Here is an 18,061-nt window from a genome sequence, read left to right as displayed (position 1 = left end):
ATGAAAATCGGCATCCTCCAGACCGGCCACTCCCCCGACAACATGAAAGACGCGCTTGGCGATTATGGCGATATGTTCGTCAAACTGCTGGGCGGGCATGATTTCGAGTTTCAGATCTGGTCGGTTGTCGATGGCGACTTCCCCGCGTCGGCGGTCGACGCCGACGGTTGGCTCATTACCGGATCCAAACACGGTGCCTACGAAGACCACGACTGGATCCCACCGCTTGAACAGCTGATCCGTGGCATCCGCGACGCAGGCCGCCCCTTGGTCGGCATCTGCTTTGGCCACCAGATTATCGCCCAAGCCCTTGGCGGCAAAGTCGAAAAATTCGCGGGGGGCTGGTCTGTCGGCCGGACCGAATACACCATCGACGGCGAAACGCTGGCGCTGAACGCCTGGCATCAGGATCAGGTCACCGAACTGCCCCAAGGCGCGAAGGTTGTCGGCGCATCAGATTTCTGCGCCAATGCCGCCTTGCTCTATGATGATCAAATCTGGACGATCCAGCCCCACCCCGAGTTTACGCAAGATTTCATCGACGGGCTGATCCGCACCCGCGGCAAGGGCGTGGTACCCGACCACCAGCTTGAATCTGCCTCGGCCCTGCTGGGCGCCCCCACTGACAACGCGAAAATCGCCGCCCACATTGCAGACTTCCTCAAGAAAGAGAGATTATGATGTCCGACTGGCTTGAAGAGCTTCCCCCCGCAGCACGTGCATATCTAGAGGGTCGACGGCTCGACGAAGTCGAATGTATCATCCCTGATATTCCCGGCATCGCACGCGGCAAGGCAGTGCCCGCGACGAAATTTGCGCGTCAGGAGTATTTTCACCTTCCCGACAGCATCTTCTACCAGACCATTACCGGCGAATGGGGCGATGCCGCCGGTGTTGACGGCTTCATCGAAAAAGACATGATCCTGCGCCCCGATATCTCGACCGCGACCGCCGCCCCCTGGACGGGTGACTGGACCTTGCAAGTCATTCACGACGCCTATGATCGCGATGGCAACGCTGTCGGCTATTCGCCACGCAATGTGCTAAAGCGGGTCGTCGAGCTGTATCGCGCGCAAGGCTGGGAACCCGTTGTGGCCCCCGAGATGGAATTCTTTCTGGTCGCCCGCAACCTTGACCCCGCCCACGAGATCAAGCCGATGATGGGCCGCTCGGGCCGCCCCGCCGCTGCGCGTCAGGCCTATTCCATGACCGCCGTGGACGAATTCGGCCCCGTGATCGACGACATCTATGATTTCGCAGAGGCGCAGGGCTTCGAGATTGACGGCATCACCCAAGAAGGCGGCGCGGGCCAGCTGGAGATCAACCTGATCCACGGCGACCCTGTGCGTCTGGCAGACGAAGTGTTCTATTTCAAACGTCTGATCCGCGAAGCCGCGCTGCGCCACGATTGCTATGCCACCTTCATGGCGAAACCCATCGCCAATGAACCCGGCAGCGCGATGCACATCCATCATTCGGTGCTCGACGCGACAACGGGCAAGAACATCTTTTCTGACCCGGAGGGTGGCGAAACGGAAGCGTTTTATCACTTTATCGCCGGTATGCAAAACCACATGCCCGACGCGCTGGCCGTCCTTGCACCCTATGTGAACAGCTATCGGCGCTACGTCAAAGACCACGCCGCGCCGATCAATCTGGAATGGGGCCGCGACAATCGCACCACGGGCATCCGCGTGCCCCTGTCCGGCCCGTCGTCGCGCCGCGTCGAGAACCGTCTGGCCGGGATGGACTGCAACCCCTACCTCGGCATCGCGGCGTCTCTGGCCTGCGGCTATCTAGGAATGATGGAACAGAAAGACCCCAAACCCGAATTCAAGGGTGATGCCTATGACGGCGACGGGGATATCCCGCAGGTTCTAGGGTCAGCACTTGATCTGTTCGAAGAGGCCACAACCTTGCACGAGGTGCTTGGGCCCGAGTTCGCCCGCGTCTATGCGATCGTGAAACGCGCCGAATACGAGGAATTCCTGCATGTCATTTCCCCGTGGGAACGCGAGCACCTGTTGATGAACGTCTAGGCCCGCATCGCCTGCGGGAGCCTTCGGCGAGGATTTAGGACCATTTGGAAGCGACTGCGGGGGCCGATCTGCCATGAATCTGCTATATGCAAATGACGCGCCGGGGCGTTACCCCGACAGCTGGTACGCTGCGACCGCGACCTCCAGCACACCCTACCCAACCCTAAAGGGGGACCAGCGCGCCGATGTCTGCATCGTGGGTGGCGGCTATACCGGACTGTCCGCCGCCTTGCATCTGGCACAAGCGGGGCGCCGCGTGGTGCTGGTCGAAGCGCAGCGTGTGGGCTTTGGCGCATCGGGCCGCAACGGCGGTCAGCTGGGCAGTGGGCAGCGGGTGGAACAAGACGCCTTGGAAAAGATGGTCGGTGCTGACGCCGCCCGCCGTCTGTGGGACCTGGGCGAAGACGCCAAGGCGCTGGTCAAGCAGCTGATCGCGACCCATGACATCGACTGCCACCTCAAGCCCGGTGTGGCCTGGACCGCCAGCACGTCGGCGGATGTGGATCACCTGCACGCCTACGCCGGCTTTCTGCAAGAACGCTATGGCTACGACCAGATAGAGCTGTTGGACCGCGACGCCCTGCGTAACGTCTGCGCCTCGCCCGCCTATGCTGGCGGTATTCTGGATATGGGTGCCGCGCATCTGCATCCCCTGAACCTCGCCCTTGGGCTGGCCCGTGCCGCGGCGGCCGCGGGGGTAGAGATCTATGAACGCAGCGCCGTGCACCATATCGCCGAAGGGGACCCTGCCATCGTGCAAACCGATGGCGGGCGGGTGACGGCCGATCATGTGATCCTTGCCTGCAACGGCTATCTTGGCGGGCTGAACCGCAAGGTTGCGGCCAAGGTGATGCCGATCAACAACTTTATCGTCGCCACCGAACCCTTGGGGGATCGCACAAAGGAAGTGTTGCCCCGTGACGTCGCCGTGGCCGATAGCAAATTCGTGGTGAATTATTTCCGGCTTAGCCATGACGGGCGGCTGCTGTTTGGCGGCGGCGAAAGCTATGGCTACCGGTTCCCCAGTGATGTCGCGGCCAAAGCCCGCAAGCCCATGAGCCAAGTTTTCCCCGCTCTGCGCGACGTAAAAATCGATTACGCTTGGGGCGGCACGCTGGCGATCACCATGAAGCGTCTGCCGTTTCTCGCACGTGTTGCGCCGAATATCTTGTCGGCCTCGGGCTATTCCGGCCACGGCGTCGGCACGGCGATCCACGCAGGCCAGCTGATGGCACGTGCAATTGAAGGCGACGGCGATGGCTTTGACACCATGAGCGCCCTGCCCACCCCCAGCTTCCCCGGCGGCGGAGCCTTGCGCAGTCCGCTGCTTGCGCTGGCAATGACCTGGTTCAGCTTGCGCGATCGGCTGGGGATCTAGTCACAAAACATTCATAAGGCGGAGCCGGAAAAGGCTTGGTCCCACAGGCGCATTGTTTTACCATTCTGAAAACAAACATTCAGGATATTGAAATATGACCCTGCCCGACATGCACAGCGCCGAAGCCATTCCCGACTCTGCCCGCGCCGAGATAGAGCAGCTGTTGCAAAGCGGCGATCTGTTTCGCTACACCGCTGCTGCCGACGCGCCGGTCTCCCTGCTTGAGGCCGAGTTCGCGCAGATGATGGGCAGCCGCTATGCGCTGGCAGTGTCTTCGTGCTCTGCCGCGCTGTTTTTGTCGTTGCTGGCGCTGGACCTGCCGCCGAACGCCAAGGTGCTGATCCCCGGCTTTACCTTTGCTGCCGTGCCCTCTGCCGTGATCCACGCCAATTATACGCCGGTGCTGTGCGAAGTCGGGGCGAACTACCGGATTGATATGAAAGATTTTGCCGCCAAGCTGCCGACGGTAGATGCGGTGATCATAAGCCACATGCGCGGGCATACCTCGGATATGGATGCGATCATGCGGCTGTGCGACTCTGCAGACATACCCGTGATCGAGGACGCAGCTCATTCGCTTGGCACGCTGTGGCATGACCGCAAGATAGGGACCATCGGTAAAATCGGCTGCTTCTCGTTCCAGTCCTACAAGATGGTCAACGCGGGCGAAGGCGGTATCCTGATCACCGATGACGCCAATCTCGCGGCCCGTGCGATCATTATGTCGGGGGCGTACGAGCACAACTGGAAGAAACATCCCGGCATCGCTGACGCCTGTGCGCGGTGGCAGAACCAGCTGCCGCTTTACAATCTGCGGCTCAATAACCTGTCGGCTGTGTTGGTCCGCGCCCAACTGGCAGAACTGCCCCGCCGCGTGGCGGATGGGTTGCGCAACCACGACTATGTCGCGGCCAAGCTGAATGCCGTTCCACAGATCGACGTCCCCGCCCCGCTCCCCCCCGAGACCCGGGCACCGGATTCCATCCAGTTCAATCTGGTTGGCCTGGACGACGCCGCCATCCGCGCCTTTGCAGATGCCAGCGCCAAGGCGGGCGTCAAGGTCCAGGTCTTTGGTCAAAGCACCGACAATGCGCGCGCTTTCTGGAACTGGCAGTTCATTCAGGATTTGCCCGACCTGCCCCAGACCCGCGCCATGTTAATGACCGCCTGCGATGTGCGCCTGCCCGTGCAACTGCAAACCGCCGATCTGGATGCCATCGTCAATGTGCTGCTGGGGGCGCTGGCCTCGGTTACAAAATCCGCCGCGGCCTAAGGCTTCATTTTGCCAGATAAACTCCCGCCGGAGGCATCCGGCAGACACAGCAAAGCCCACCCGTCAGCGGGTGGGCTTTGACCGTTCTAACGCACCGAAAAAGAGGCTACTTCAGCTTGGACAGTTTCTCTTGCAGCTCGGCCAGCTGCTGTTTGATCGCATCAAGACTTTCATCCTGACCGCCCCCCTTAGCGGGGCGCGCATCACCACCCCCCATGCCATTCCAAGGCGTCGGAATGTTGCCTGTCATCGCTTTCATAAAGGCCTCTTGCTGGGCCTGCATGACCTCGAAGCCCGGCATTTTCGACATCGGGTTGATCGTGTTAATATTCTCGAGCACCCGTGCCTGACCATCGCGCAGCATATCGAACGACGATTTCAGGAACTGCGGCACGACACTGGCATCGGGGGACATATAGCTGCGGACAAGATCGTTCAGCACATCCACGGGCAGCACGGATTCACCGCGGCTTTCGTGTTCGGCGATGATTTGCAGCAGGTATTGGCGGGTCAGATCGTCGCCTGATTTCAGGTCCACAATCTTCACCTCTCGGCCATCGCGGATAAAGCCCGAAATATCGTCTAAAGTGACATAATCACTGGTTTCGGTATTATACAGGCGGCGGCTTGCATATCGTTTGATAAGCAGGGGCTTGACTGTTTCGGTCACACTAGGTCCTTCCCAAATAGGCATGCTGCATTGCAGCTTAGGGCAGCTTAAATGAAAAAGATAGGCGCCACAAAAAAGGGCAGACCGCAAAGTCTGCCCTCATCAATCTTTACTGTACCAAAGGCCAGAGCGATTACTTCGCTGTGGCTTTCTTTGTCGCGGCTGTCGCGTCGGAAGTTGCCTTTTTGACAGCAGCCGTTGCTTCTTCGGACATGTCTTTGCCAGCAGCCATCATCAGCTCAACAGTGTCCATCTGGACCTTCTTGGCGATCTCGGCGAAAGCGGCCATGTGCTCGGACGCAACTTCGGCAGAGGCCGAGGTGAACTCGGTCATTGCTTTGGCGTAGTCAGCAGGCTCTTGCTTGGCTTTCGACATTTCCGACATTTTTGTCAGGGTGTCTTGAGTCCATTTGCTGGAAATCGCTGCGGATTTCTCAGCGGCGCTCAAGGCCACACCGGACAGCTTTTCGTTCAGCGTCGCGGTGGTTTTGAACGCATCGTTCATTGCGGATGTGTCAACGGGGAATGCACCCATCATGTCTTTCATCATCGCGGCGAAATCTGGTGTCTTCGTCATGGTAAACTCTCCTTATGGGGGTAAGCGGCGTCTACCGCTTCGTTATGACTAAACTTAAGATAGATGCTGCAGTGCGGCATTGCAAGCTTTTTCTGCATTGCAGCATCGTCATTTCTCGACACTCACGCCCCTAAAAAATTGGGCAATCAGATCAACCTCTTGCCCTGCGGGCCACATAGGTGCCGGGCGCATCGCCAAACGTCTCACGGCCATTTTCACCCGCAATACGTGCATCCACCTTACCGTCGGACTGATTCTCGAGCCACGCCCCCCAGCGGGGCCACCATGACCCTTCATGGAAGGCCGCGCCCTCTAGCCAGTCCTTGTGATCCAGCGATACATCAGCGTTCGTATAGTGGCCGTATTTGCCCTTGCTGGGCGGATTCACGATGCCTGCGATGTGCCCCGACTGCGTCATGACAAACGTCTTGTCAGCGCTGCCCATCAGCCCCACGCCGCGATAGCTGTCTTTCCACGGCGCGATGTGGTCCGTCTCGCAGCCGACCGCCATCAGCGGCACGTCAATGTCTTCGAGCTTCAGACAGTGGCCCAGCAGGTCGAACCCGCCGTCGACCAGCTTGTTCTGTTGGCAAAGCCCCCGCAAATATTCCATCGCCATGCGCTGCGGCAGGTTCGCCCCGTCGCCGTTCCAGTAAAGCAGATCAAAGGCGGGCGGCGTATCGCCCAGCATATAGCTCTTGATCGCAGGTCCATAGACCAGATCATTCGACCGCAAGAAGGAAAAGGTACGCGCCATGATGAGCGACGGCAGCATGCCTTTGTCCTGGGTCTCGGCCTCGATCCCGTCAATGAAATCATCTGTCAGGAACGGCTGGAACTCTCCTTGATCGGAAAAGTCGGTCAGCGCGGTAAAGAAGGTCGCGGATTTGACCGACGTATCGCCCCGCTGTTTCATCAGCGACAGCGCCAGCGCCAGTGTCGTGCCTGCAATGCAATACCCCACGGCATGCACATTGTCTTGACCGGTGATCGCCTTGGCCTCGTTGATCGCGGTCACAAAGCCGTCTTCGATATAGTCGCCCATTCCGACGTCACGATAGCTTTTGTCGGGATTAACCCATGACACCATGAACAACGTATAGCCCTGATCCACGATCCATTTGACCAGACTGTTCTGCTCCTTCAGATCAAGAATGTAGAATTTGTTGATCCACGGCGGAAAGATCACGATGGGGGTGGCGTCCACCTTTTCGGTACTGGGGCTATACTGGATCAGTTCGAACAGTTTGCTGCGGAACACGACCTTGCCAGGGGTTGTGGCGATGTTGCGGCCCAGCTCGAACGCGCTGTCATCCGCCAGCCGCACGACCAGCTCGCCGTTGTTGGCCTCCAGGTCCGCGATCAGGTTCTCAAGCCCGCGGATCAGGCTTTCGCCTTCTGTGGCGACGGCGCGTTCCAAAGCATCGGGGTTGGTGGCCAGAAAATTTGTCGGGCTCATCAGATCAACGATCTGGCGGCTAAAGTAGCTCAGGCGTTTGCGTTCGTGCGGGGCCAGATCGGCGACGTTCTCGACCGCTTGGCCAAGCGCCTCTGCGTTGATCTGGTACTGTTGTTTGACAAAGTTGAAATAGGGGTGCGATTTCCACAACGGGTTGGCAAAGCGGCGGTCCTCGGGCGCGGTATCTTCAGGGGCTGCCAGCTTGCCTTTGGCCAGCGCCTGCTGCGCCTCGACGAAGTGGCTGACAGATTTGCTCCAGTACGACACCTGCTGCTCGATCATCTTGGCCGGATTTTGCACAGCTTCGGTCCAATAGGACGTCGCAGCCTTTGTGAACAGCTCCTGATTCGGGCCGTCCAAACTCGCCTGATGCGTGTCCCGACCGACCATGATCTGCGACAGCCGAGCCCCCAGCGCTTCGACCTTGCGCAGGTTTTCCTCCATACGTTCCTGTGCCTTGGAACTCTCAACGTCGGTCTTAGTTGTTTTTATTGTCATGTTAACCGTTCCTCCCTATGTTTGCACCTGCAGCATCGCGCCGACCTTTGGGGGAGGGTCCGACAAGATGCAGGGCGCAAGGCCCCCCAACAGGAGACCCCTTACATGAAGTATATGGCATCTTACGATTTAATGGAAACGATGAGAAACACCAATCAGTGGCTTGGTGCCACCGCGTTGGCGATGGCATCGTATCCCGCTTTTGCCGCTGTTCCGAACCCCGCGTTGAACTGGATGGCCGCTTGGGGCGAAGTAACCGAACGCAGCTTTTCGCGCATGGTGGTCAAACCTGATTGGGACATTCCGCCGGCTGTTGGTGCCGATGGTCTGGATCATCCCGTCCTGATTGAAAAAGAGCTTGAAGGTCCGTTTGGCGATCTGGTGCATTTTGTTGTGCAGGGCCGCGACACGCCCAAGCGCAAGATCCTGCTGGTCGCGCCCATGTCTGGCCACTATGCGACCCTGCTGCGGTCTACCGTGATCAGCCTGATCCCCGATGCGGATTTGTACATCACCGACTGGCATAATGCCCGCGACATCCCTGTCAGCGCCGGCAAGTTCGACGTAGAAGATTATACCCTGCGGCTGGTCGACTATATGCGCCATCTGGGCCCCGACGTGCATGTGATCGCCGTCTGCCAGCCTGCGCCGCTGACCCTTGCCGCGACCGCCTATCTGGCCGAACAGGATCCCAAGGCACAGCCCAGCTCGCTCACGTTGATTGGCGGGCCGATCGATACCGCCGCCAGCCCCACAGAGGTGACGGATTTCGGCCACCGCGTGAACATGAACCAGCTGCAAGAAATGATGATCCAGCAGGTCGGCTTTCAGCACCAAGGCGTGGGCCGCAAGGTCTATCCCGGTCTGTTGCAGCTGAACTCTTTCATCACGATGAACGCCGAAACCCACGCCAAAGCCTTCCGCGACCAGATCATGCGCGTCGCACAGGGGACGGCAGGCGACCACGACAAGCACAACAAGTTCTACGACGAATACCTCGCCGTGATGGACATGCCCGCCGAATTCTACCTGTCTACCGTGCAGCGGATCTTTAAAGACAATGAAATCGGCACCAACAGCTTCACGATCCAAGGCCAGCCCGTCGACATCGGCAAGATCACAGATGTCGCGGTGAAAACCGTCGAAGGCACCAAGGATGATATCTCGGCCCCTGGCCAATGTGTCGCCGCGCTGGAACTGTGCACCGGCCTGCCCGACGACAAAAAGGCCAGCCATCTTGAAGACGGCGCAGGGCACTATGGTATCTTCGCAGGCAAAAGCTGGCGCGAGAATATCCGCCCGCTGGTGCTGAAATTCATCGATGAAAACCAGCGCACGGCCAAGGTAGCGGCACCCCAAGCAGCCGCCGCCCCAGCCAATGTCGGCAAGACCCCTGTCCCGGCCCAGAAGTCGACAGCATAATGCCCGCCGCGCCGCGTGATCTGCCCTTTGCCTGCAACTGCGGGACCATCAAAGGGACCTTGCGCGGCGTGACACCCGCACGCGGCAGCCATGCCCGGTGTCACTGTATCGATTGCCGCGCGGCCGAGGTGTACTTGAACCAACCCGACCCTGCGCCACAGGCGGTCCAACTGTTCCAAACCACGCCCGACCGGTTCGACTTTGATCAGGGGTTCGACCAGCTGGGCGTGTATTCATTCGGCGATAAGAACCTGCTGCGCTGGTATGCGACCTGCTGCGGGACGCCGATGTTCAACACGCTGCGCAAGCCCAAGCTTGCCTTTGCCAGCATCATGACCAGCGTTCTGTCCGACTCTGCGGCGCTTGGGCCCATCGTCGGCACCGGATATATCCTCACAGCGTCAGGCAAAACCCGCAACGAGGGACTGCCGCGGTTGATCTGGGGGGCGCTGTCGCGTGCTGCGGCGGCCAAGATAACGGGACGGTGGAAAACCAACCCCTTTATCGATCCCGATACCGCGACGCCCAACCGCCCTGTGAAGATCGTGCCGCACGACCAGCGCCAAGCCATCCTCGACGCCCTGCGTTAATTCCGTCCTCAGACGCTAGGCAGGGACCAAGGGCAGCTTCATCCATTCCTTGATCGCTGCGGTCGTTGCTTCTGGCTGCTCCAGCGTGGGCAAATGCCCTGCCCCTTCGATCACGCGCAAAATGGCATAGGGCAGCAGTTCGGCCATAAAACTATGGCGCTTGACGGGGTTCAGCTTGCCCACCTCGCCACACATCACCAGCGTCGGCACCTTGCATTTACGCAGCACAGCCTGCTGATCACGCGCCCGCTGCAAGGCGCGGGCCTGACGAATGTAGACCTCGGGTCCCAGCGTATCAGCCATATCCAGCGCGATCTCTAATATCGCCGCGCGGTTCGGGCCGGGGGCCAGCCACAGAGGGTCCAGCTCTTCGCGCATCGCATCCGCCAGCCGCCCCGACTTGACCTTGACGATCAGCATCTCGCGGGCCGCAGCGGCCTGCGGTGGTTCGGCCAGCGGACTGGCCCCGATCAGCGCTAACCGTGACAAACGGTCCGGCGCACGGCGCAAGATCTCGAGCGCGACCGCCCCGCCCAGCCCCATCCCTGCCAGCGCAAACCGTTTGGGTAATTGATCCAGCAGACCGGACGCGATTTCCTCGATCCGTTCGCCTTGGGTGATCGGAGCCACGGTGACGGCGGTTTTCGCCGACAGTTCGGCAATCTGCGGCCAGAACACCCGCGCGTCAGACATGAGGCCGGGCAGAAGAACAAGAGGGTCAGCCATGTATGTCCCTGTCATTAGTCATAAATTCGCGCCACTTCGGGACACTGCTGCTGCGCCGCACCTCATCATGGATAGGCGATGCCACGCAAGGGCGGAAAATCCCTATAACGTGCGCGGCGCTGCGCCAAGGGCTCTGACGGCGACTTCCCGCCACGCAACAACATCCCGCGCGGCGCGATATAGCTTGAAATGCTGCGCTGCGGCTCTGGTCGCCACGTCAGGTTAAATGCGGCAAGCTTGGGGAAAAACCACATCTCGGAATAGGGCAGATGATCATGCACCCACCACGCCAGATCGCGCCAGTCGCGCCCCTGATCGTACTGGTCGGCAAACCACGGGATCACGATGCAGGCACCCGCGATTGCCTGCGCCCCTGCCCCGCGGTCCCAGATGTGACATTCGATCGGGTTGTCATTGGCCGCGCAATTCAGCTTGTGCCGGTTGCCATAGGCATTCAGCGCCGCCGACCGATACCCCGACCGCACGGCGATACGTCCAAAGGTTTCCTCAAGCGGGTCCAGCAGCGTGGTGCAAAACGCCCGCCCGTTTTCAATCGCAAGATCAGGATCGTCGGGGATATTGGGCTGTCCGTGAAAGCCCGAAATTTCGGAATACATAAAATCGCGCATAAAGAAATGCTGCGACAGGCGGACCCGCCCAAAAGTCTCAAGGCTCCACATGCTGGCTGGTTTGCGCATGCTGTTGCCCCTCCCTACCCCATGTCCGGCGGGGCCCGTTTCAGGCCGCCAATGCAGCGACCTCTTCGACGGCAGTCAACAGCATAGCAAGACACCTGTCATCGGAAAAGCGGTGATCCGCGTCCTTGACCAGTTGCAACTGCATGTCAGGCCCCTGCGCATGTTCCAGCAGCCGCACAGCGGTGGCAACGCTGACGGCGGTGTCTGCCGTGCCCTGCAAGAACCGCGTGGGAAACGGCAGATGCAGCGGATCGCGCAAGACCAGCTGCGTGCGCCCGTCCTCGATCATGCGGCGGGTGATGATGTAGGGCTCCATATAGTCTGACGGCAGTTCGACTTGCCCCGCCTCGGCCAAGGTTTGCTTTTGCGCATCGGTAAAGCTGGCCCAATAGCCGTCTTCGGTGAAATCAGGGGCCGCAGCGATGGTCACCAGACCCGCGATCCGCGACGGCAGCGCGCGCGCCAACAGCAGCGACTGCCAGCCGCCCATGGACGACCCCACCGGCAAGATCGGCCCCTCGGTCAGCGCTTCTACCGCCGCGCGCGTGTCTTGGGCCCAATCGCCAATGCACCCCTCGGTAAACACACCCGAGGATGCCCCGTGCCCCGAATAATCAAACCGCAAAAAGGCCCGCCCCTCGCGTTTTGCCCAATCTTCAAGGAACACCGCCTTGGTGCCCATCATGTCGGATTTCAGACCGCCCAGAAACACCACGCAAGGGCCTTTTCCGTCGGTCTTGTGGTAAGCCAGCCGCCGCCCTTGGGGCGTTTCCATATACTTGGGCGCAGTCATCATCAGCCTCCCAGATAGGTGCCCTTGGCGGGGCGGTAAAAGATTTTCTGATTGTGCAAACGGCCCAGCAGATCGTCGATCCGGCGCAGGCTGTCTTTGGCGGCATCGGCGGGCAGCATCGATGCCGTGTCATTCAGCGCGTCCATCGACAGGTCGCGTTTGGTCACATGCAGCGCCGCTTCGATCAGGTCGATATCGCTGATCGTCAGCTCAAAGTTGCGGTTGTGTTTGGACATGGGCTTCCCCCCCTTTGGGTCAAATGCGCGCCCCAGTCATACGGCGCGCGGCCCCGACGATCAATCCGCCGCTTCGACTTCGCGCAGGCCAAGCGCCGCAAACGCTGCCGCCGCGGACATGAGCGCGAATAAAACCAGCGTCGCCACGGGGCCGATCAGTGCCGCGCCGCCACCCGCCACACCGGCGATCAGCAGCAGCCCCCCAATCACGGTGTTGGACACGGCGGCATAGGCCGACCGCTGGTCCTTTGGCGACATATCCACCAGATAGGTCGACCGCCCCTGCCGCACCCCGTGATAGGCGATCATCAGGACAAACAGCACCAGCGGCATCGCCCAGATCTGCGTCGCCATGCCAATCAGCTCTAGCCCCACGGCACCGACCATTGCCACGGCCCCCACGATGCCCGTCAACATCAGCACGCGGCGGCTGGACTGGTCTGACAGCCGCCCCCAGACATAAGAGCTAAGCAATGCCGCAAGGGCCGACGCCAGCACCAACGCGCCCAGTTGGCCGAGCGCGGATTGATCCTCTCCGCCTGCCAGCACCACAAAATACGGCGGCGCAAGCGAGGTCGCGACCAACAGCCCGCGCACCAGAATGAACCGGCCCAGGTTCGCGTCTTCTTTGAGGATGGCAAAGCTGGCCGGCGTGGCCTTGGCGCTGTCGCTGGGGGCCTCGTCCAGGGTTGAAAACAACAGCGCCGCCCCGCCCCACAGCAGCGCGGCCAGCGCAATCGCCGCAATCACTACGCCGCGATCCTGCACCAGCCCCGACATCAGCAACAGCGCCAGCACCAGCACACCGGCCGAGGCAACAGACCCCGCCGTGCCCGTGATCGACCCGCGCCGCGACTTGCCCACGGTCTTGCCCAAAATATCTTTATACGACACCGAACAGGCGGCACGGCTGACCGCCAGCCCCGCCAGCGCCCCGCAAATCGCCAGCCCCGCCGCTGATCCGTCCAACGTGAGCGCCGCCAGCACGATCAACGCCGCGAAAATGCCCTGCCCCGCCGATCCTGCGACCCACGCCCATTTGCGCCGCGCCATCGCTTGCACCCAGCTGGCCATCACGATCTGCGGTAGCAGCGCCCCCGCCTCGCGGATCGGCACCAGCGCCCCCGCATAGACCGCCGGCGCGCCAAGCGATGTCAGCAGCCACGACAGCATCAGCTTGGGGTCAATCAGCCCGTCCGCGACTTTGGTCATCGTCAGGCTGGCGATATGGCGCAGGGCGTTCCGGGCCTCGGCCTCTTGCGCGTGGGGCGACAGGTCCTGCGCGTCACCCTCTGCCCCCGAAAGCGTATCAAACGCCCGCTGCGCCACATCATCTTGCATATCTTCCGGTCCCGTCGCTTCTTGGTAATCCCCTGCAATCTATCGCACGGGGCCGCCAAGGAAAGGACGCCACCGCGTTTCATGCGCCGACACCGCTGACCCCACCGCGATATTGACAACCCAGACCACCGACGCCAAACAGGCCGAACGCATATAACCCGCAACCGGGCGTCTCGTAGGCGCCAAACCGACGAGGAGGCCCGAATGGCCCAGATCACCCTCACCCTTCCCGATGGCAACGCACGTCAGTACGACGCAGGTATCACTGCGGGCGACGTCGCGAACGACATCTCCAAATCGCTTGGCAAAAAAGCGATCAGCGCCACCGTGGACGGTGCGCATTTTGATCTGGCCTGGCCGATCAACGCAGATGCCGACATCGCGATCCACACCATGGCTGACGAAGCACAAGCGAACGAGCTGGTACGCCACGACCTTGCCCACATCATGGCCCGCGCCGTGCAGGACCTGTGGCCAGATACAAAAGTCACCATCGGCCCCGTCATCAAAGACGGCTGGTACTATGATTTCGACCGCAAGGAATCTTTCACCCCCGAAGACCTTGGCCTCATCGAAAAGAAGATGAAGGAAATCATCAACAAGCGTGACCCCGTGCGCACCGAAGTCTGGGACCGCGCCCGCGCGATCAAGCATTACGAAGACCTGAACGAACCCTATAAGGTCGAGCTGATCAACAGCATTCCCGGCGACGAGCCGCTGCGCATGTACTGGCACGGCGACTGGCAGGACCTCTGCCGTGGCCCGCACCTGCAACACACCGGCCAAGTCCCCGGCGACGCGTTCAAACTGATGTCGATTGCGGGCGCTTACTGGCGCGGCGACAGCGACCGCGCGATGCTGCAACGGATTTACGGCGTGGCCTTCACCGGCAAAGAAAAGCTGAAAGCGCACCTGAACATGCTCGAAGAGGCCGCCAAACGCGACCACCGCAAGCTGGGCCGCGAGATGGACCTGTTCCACATGCAAGAAGAAGCGCCGGGCCAGATCTTCTGGCACCCCAACGGCTGGCACATCTATACCGAGCTTCAGGATTACATGCGCCGCAAACAACGCGCCGGCGGCTATGTCGAGGTGAACACACCGCAGGTCGTGGACCGTAAACTCTGGGAAGCCTCCGGCCACTGGGAGAAATACCAAGACCACATGTTTATCGTCGAAGTGGACGAGGAACACGCCCGCGAAAAATCGGTCAACGCGCTGAAACCGATGAACTGCCCCTGCCACGTGCAAATCTTTAACCAAGGTTTGAAATCCTACCGCGACCTGCCCCTGCGCATGGCCGAATTCGGGTCCTGCAACCGCTATGAACCGTCGGGTGCGCTGCACGGCATCATGCGGGTGCGCGGCTTTACCCAGGACGACGGCCACATCTTCTGCGCCGAAGACCAGATCGAAGCCGAAACCGCGAAATTCATCGAATTCCTGTCGGGCATCTACAAAGACCTCGGGTTCGAAAACTTCAGCGTCAAATTCTCGGACCGGCCTGAAAAACGCGCCGGCTCGGATGAAGTCTGGGACAAGGCCGAGGCCGCGTTGCTCTCTGCCACCCGCGCGGCTGGCATCGAACCGACGCTCAACCCCGGCGAAGGCGCGTTCTATGGCCCGAAACTGGAATTCGTGCTGACCGACGCCATTGGCCGCGACTGGCAATGTGGCACCCATCAGGTGGATTTTGTGCTGCCAGAACGGCTTGATGCGACCTATATCGGGTCGGATGGCGCGAAACACCGCCCCGTCATGCTGCACCGCGCGACATTGGGATCATTCGAACGTTTCATCGGCATCCTGATCGAAGAACACGCAGGCAAGCTGCCCTTCTGGCTGGCCCCGCGTCAGGTTGTCGTGGCCGCCATCACCTCAGAGGCCGATGACTACGTCCACGAGGTCGTCGCCACTCTCAAGGCACAAGGCGTCCGCGCCGAGGCGGATGTCCGCAACGAAAAGATCAACTACAAGGTCCGTGAACATTCGGTTGGCAAAGTGCCGGTGATCCTTGCCGTTGGCGGCCGTGAGGTCGAAGAGAAAACCGTTTCGGTGCGTCGTCTGGGCGAAAAGCAAACCTCCGTTCAGGCGCTATCGGACGTGGCAGATGCGCTTGGCATCGAAGCCACACCGCCCGATCTGCGCGGCTGAAACCTGTAACAAACCTCTCGGGGCGCAATGATCTTGCGCCCCGAAGATGTCACTATGTTTCAATATTTCGCCCCCCAGAGGGTAATCTCGCGAATTGTTACAAAAAAACCGGCGATTTCCTGACGCCCGCGTGACACACTGCGATGTGAGTAGATTTGTCGCACCCGCCTGGCTTTAATGGCTGTATCGACACGCAACCCAATCAGGAGGAAACACCAATGTCCAACACGATGAAAACGCTCGCCGTTGCCGGCGCTGTCGCCGCAGCCATGTCCGCACATGCCACCACAGCAAGCGCGGCATCCAAGGAAAAATGCTACGGCGTAGCGCTTGCCGGTCAGAATGATTGCGCAGCAGGCCCCGGCACCACATGCGCCGGCACATCCGTCACCGATTACCAGGGCAACGCCTGGACGCTGGTTGACGCAGGCACCTGCGCAGAGATGGAGCTGCCCGAAATGACCGACGGCTCCGCACGTATGGGCTCGCTCGAAGCGCTGGACCGCGACATGCCAGCCTAAGGCCCCTTGCGGCTTAAACCCCTCGCCTGTGCAGCACGGAGCATCCGGCTGCGCAGGCCCCTTACGCGACCCCTCGGATAGGGAGCCTCCCATGCCAGACGGAACCGCCCGTTTTGCCACCTTGCCCGCCAGTCCGGGCGTAGGATATAAACCCCAGCATTTCAAAGACCTGCAAGACGATCCTGGTCCGGTAGAATGGGTCGAAATCCATGCAGAGAATTACATGGGCGACGGCGGCCGCCCCCTTGCGCAGCTGCGCGCGCTGTCCGAAAAATTCGCCCTGTCGGTTCACGGTGTCGGCCTCAGCATCGGTGGTGAAATGCCACTGGATCGTGACCATCTGGCCCGTCTGAAAAAGCTGTGTGACTGGGCAAAGCCGGCCAGTTTTTCCGAACATCTGGCCTGGTCCACCCATGACAGCGAGTTTCTGAACGACCTGCTGCCCCTCCCCTATACGGAATCCACCCTGTCCCGCGTAGCTGACCATATCAAACAGGTTCAGGACACAATCGGGCGTCAAATGCTGCTGGAAAATCCCTCCAGCTACCTCGCCTTTGATGAATCCACCTTGTCTGAATGCGACTTTTTAGCAGAAGTTACCCACCGAACATCCTGCGGTTTATTGCTGGATGTCAACAATGTGTTCATTTCGGCCCAAAACCTTGGTCTCTCGCCCCGCGACTACATCGACGCCTATCCGGTTGACGCAGTGGGCGAGCTTCACGTCGGCGGCCACGAAGAAGACAGCGTTGGGTTCAACCAGCCGCTTTTGATCGACAGCCACAGTCGCCCCGTTGTCGATCCCGTCTGGGATTTGCTGGCCTATACGCTGGATCGCACGGGCCCCAAGCCGGTGCTGGTGGAATGGGACAACGACGTGCCCGACTGGCCCACCCTGCGCGCAGAGGCCGTGCGGGCCGCGGATGTGTTGGCGCGATGACCACGCTTCGCCGATTTCGCGCGCCCTTACTCGACCCGACACAGGACCGCCCTGAAGGGCTGCGCGGTGCCGCTGGCGCACCGGCGGACACCCGCTATGACGTCTACCGTAACAACGTGACCCATTCCTTAATTGCAGCACTGCACAGCGCTTTTCCCTTGGTGCTCAAAGTATTAGGCACGCAGAATTTCGACCGGTTGGCCCCTGGCTACGTCCGTGCGCACCCGCCGACCTCTCCGTTGATGATGCATTATGGCGCTGATTTTCCTGACTTTCTCGCCGCACAACCGCAATTGTCAAAAATGGGCTACCTGCCCGACTGCGCCCGCCTCGACCTTGCCCTGCGCCGATCCTACCACGCAGCCGACAGTGCGCCCTTTGATCTCGAAACGTTCCAGCAGCTTACGCCAGAAGAGATGATGCAAACACAGCTCATCCCCGCCCCTGCGACGGTTTTGCTGCGGTCAAGCTGGCCGCTTTTCGATATCTGGCGGTTCAACATGCAGGCCGATGCCCCCAAGCCGCAAATGCAGGCCCAAGGCGTGTTGATCACCCGCCCCGAGTTTGACCCCGCCCCGCATCTGTTGCCCCCCGGCGGCGGCAATTGGTTCGCCGCATTGGCCGAAGGCGCAACACTCGACCAGGCCCATGACACCACGCTGGCGCTCGTGCCTGATTTCGATCTTGGTGCGGCCTTAGGGCTGTGCTTTGCAACTGGCGCATTTTGCGCAAAGAACGGCGGATAA

The 18,061-nt window shown here is 60.5% G+C and carries 18 protein-coding genes; 10 read left to right on the top strand and 8 right to left on the bottom strand.

What is annotated here, in order from left to right; all coding sequences use genetic code 11:
* From ACVBAU_RS07095 to ACVBAU_RS07080, 4 genes are all read left to right on the top strand, one after another.
* On the top strand, positions 1-681 hold the full coding sequence (locus ACVBAU_RS07095; protein ID WP_138925149.1) for a type 1 glutamine amidotransferase: 681 nt from the start codon (positions 1-3) through the stop codon (positions 679-681).
* Complete coding sequence (locus ACVBAU_RS07090; RefSeq protein ID WP_138923812.1) at positions 681-2,039, top strand: glutamine synthetase family protein; 1,359 nt, start codon at positions 681-683, stop codon at positions 2,037-2,039. Before ACVBAU_RS07095 ends, ACVBAU_RS07090 begins: the two co-directional genes overlap by 1 nt.
* A 73-nt stretch (positions 2,040-2,112) precedes the next feature.
* The gene (locus ACVBAU_RS07085) at positions 2,113-3,417 is read left to right on the top strand and encodes an NAD(P)/FAD-dependent oxidoreductase (RefSeq protein ID WP_138923813.1); all 1,305 of its coding nucleotides are present in this window, start codon (positions 2,113-2,115) and stop codon (positions 3,415-3,417) included.
* A 94-nt stretch (positions 3,418-3,511) separates the two neighbouring features.
* Complete coding sequence (locus ACVBAU_RS07080) at positions 3,512-4,690, top strand: DegT/DnrJ/EryC1/StrS family aminotransferase (RefSeq protein ID WP_448328714.1); 1,179 nt, start codon at positions 3,512-3,514, stop codon at positions 4,688-4,690.
* 106 nt (positions 4,691-4,796) lie between these two features.
* On the opposite strand, the gene phaR is transcribed toward ACVBAU_RS07080, so the two are convergent.
* The 3 genes from phaR to ACVBAU_RS07065 form a co-directional block, all read right to left on the bottom strand.
* A complete protein-coding gene (gene phaR / locus ACVBAU_RS07075; protein ID WP_138923815.1) occupies positions 4,797-5,360 on the bottom strand; it encodes a polyhydroxyalkanoate synthesis repressor PhaR in 564 nt (187 codons plus the stop codon).
* Between the two features lie 133 nt (positions 5,361-5,493).
* Positions 5,494-5,937, bottom strand: coding sequence for a phasin, PhaP (locus tag ACVBAU_RS07070; RefSeq protein WP_138923816.1), 444 nt, complete (start codon positions 5,935-5,937; stop codon positions 5,494-5,496).
* Positions 5,938-6,088: 151 nt separating this feature from the next.
* Complete coding sequence (locus ACVBAU_RS07065; RefSeq protein ID WP_335745356.1) at positions 6,089-7,894, bottom strand: PHA/PHB synthase family protein; 1,806 nt, start codon at positions 7,892-7,894, stop codon at positions 6,089-6,091.
* 105 nt (positions 7,895-7,999) lie between these two features.
* Here ACVBAU_RS07065 and phaZ point away from each other — a divergent pair, with 105 nt between their 5' ends.
* Together phaZ and ACVBAU_RS07055 are read left to right on the top strand one after the other, a co-directional pair.
* Positions 8,000-9,316 carry a polyhydroxyalkanoate depolymerase gene (gene phaZ / locus ACVBAU_RS07060; RefSeq protein WP_448328713.1) on the top strand — a complete coding sequence of 439 codons (1,317 nt, stop codon included), beginning with the start codon at positions 8,000-8,002 and terminating at the stop codon, positions 9,314-9,316.
* Positions 9,316-9,906 (top strand): DUF6151 family protein, encoded by a 591-nt coding sequence (locus ACVBAU_RS07055; RefSeq protein ID WP_448328711.1) that lies wholly within the window; start codon positions 9,316-9,318, stop codon positions 9,904-9,906. Before phaZ ends, ACVBAU_RS07055 begins: the two co-directional genes overlap by 1 nt.
* 15 nt (positions 9,907-9,921) lie before the next feature.
* Here ACVBAU_RS07055 and ACVBAU_RS07050 read toward each other — a convergent pair whose 3' ends face one another.
* The 5 genes from ACVBAU_RS07050 to ACVBAU_RS07030 all read right to left on the bottom strand — a co-directional run bounded on the left by ACVBAU_RS07050 (position 9,922) and on the right by ACVBAU_RS07030 (position 13,700).
* Positions 9,922-10,632, bottom strand: coding sequence for an alpha/beta fold hydrolase (locus ACVBAU_RS07050; RefSeq protein ID WP_448328709.1), 711 nt, complete (start codon positions 10,630-10,632; stop codon positions 9,922-9,924).
* Positions 10,633-10,697: 65 nt separating this feature from the next.
* Positions 10,698-11,312, bottom strand: a complete 615-nt coding sequence (locus ACVBAU_RS07045; protein ID WP_448328923.1) for a hypothetical protein — start codon at positions 11,310-11,312, stop codon at positions 10,698-10,700.
* A 58-nt stretch (positions 11,313-11,370) separates the two neighbouring features.
* Complete coding sequence (locus ACVBAU_RS07040; RefSeq protein ID WP_448328707.1) at positions 11,371-12,123, bottom strand: alpha/beta fold hydrolase; 753 nt, start codon at positions 12,121-12,123, stop codon at positions 11,371-11,373.
* A gap of 2 nt (positions 12,124-12,125) precedes the next feature.
* A complete protein-coding gene (locus ACVBAU_RS07035) occupies positions 12,126-12,359 on the bottom strand; it encodes a hypothetical protein (protein WP_005852428.1) in 234 nt (77 codons plus the stop codon).
* A gap of 60 nt (positions 12,360-12,419) precedes the next feature.
* Entirely contained in the window at positions 12,420-13,700 is a 1,281-nt protein-coding gene (locus ACVBAU_RS07030) for an MFS transporter (protein ID WP_448328705.1), read from the bottom strand.
* A gap of 204 nt (positions 13,701-13,904) precedes the next feature.
* Between ACVBAU_RS07030 and thrS the strand changes: the two genes are divergently transcribed.
* The 4 genes from thrS (at position 13,905) to ACVBAU_RS07010 (ending at position 18,061) form a co-directional block, all read left to right on the top strand.
* Positions 13,905-15,854, top strand: a complete 1,950-nt coding sequence (gene thrS / locus ACVBAU_RS07025; RefSeq protein ID WP_138923823.1) for a threonine--tRNA ligase — start codon at positions 13,905-13,907, stop codon at positions 15,852-15,854.
* Between the two features lie 218 nt (positions 15,855-16,072).
* Positions 16,073-16,375, top strand: a complete 303-nt coding sequence (locus tag ACVBAU_RS07020) for a BufA1 family periplasmic bufferin-type metallophore (protein WP_138923824.1) — start codon at positions 16,073-16,075, stop codon at positions 16,373-16,375.
* A gap of 91 nt (positions 16,376-16,466) precedes the next feature.
* A complete protein-coding gene (bufB, locus tag ACVBAU_RS07015; protein ID WP_448328702.1) occupies positions 16,467-17,315 on the top strand; it encodes an MNIO family bufferin maturase in 849 nt (282 codons plus the stop codon).
* Complete coding sequence (locus ACVBAU_RS07010; protein ID WP_448328700.1) at positions 17,312-18,061, top strand: HvfC/BufC family peptide modification chaperone; 750 nt, start codon at positions 17,312-17,314, stop codon at positions 18,059-18,061. Before bufB ends, ACVBAU_RS07010 begins: the two co-directional genes overlap by 4 nt.

The organism is Sulfitobacter sp. M13, from assembly GCF_053474885.1.
This window is presented reverse-complemented; position numbering and strand designations above follow the sequence as displayed.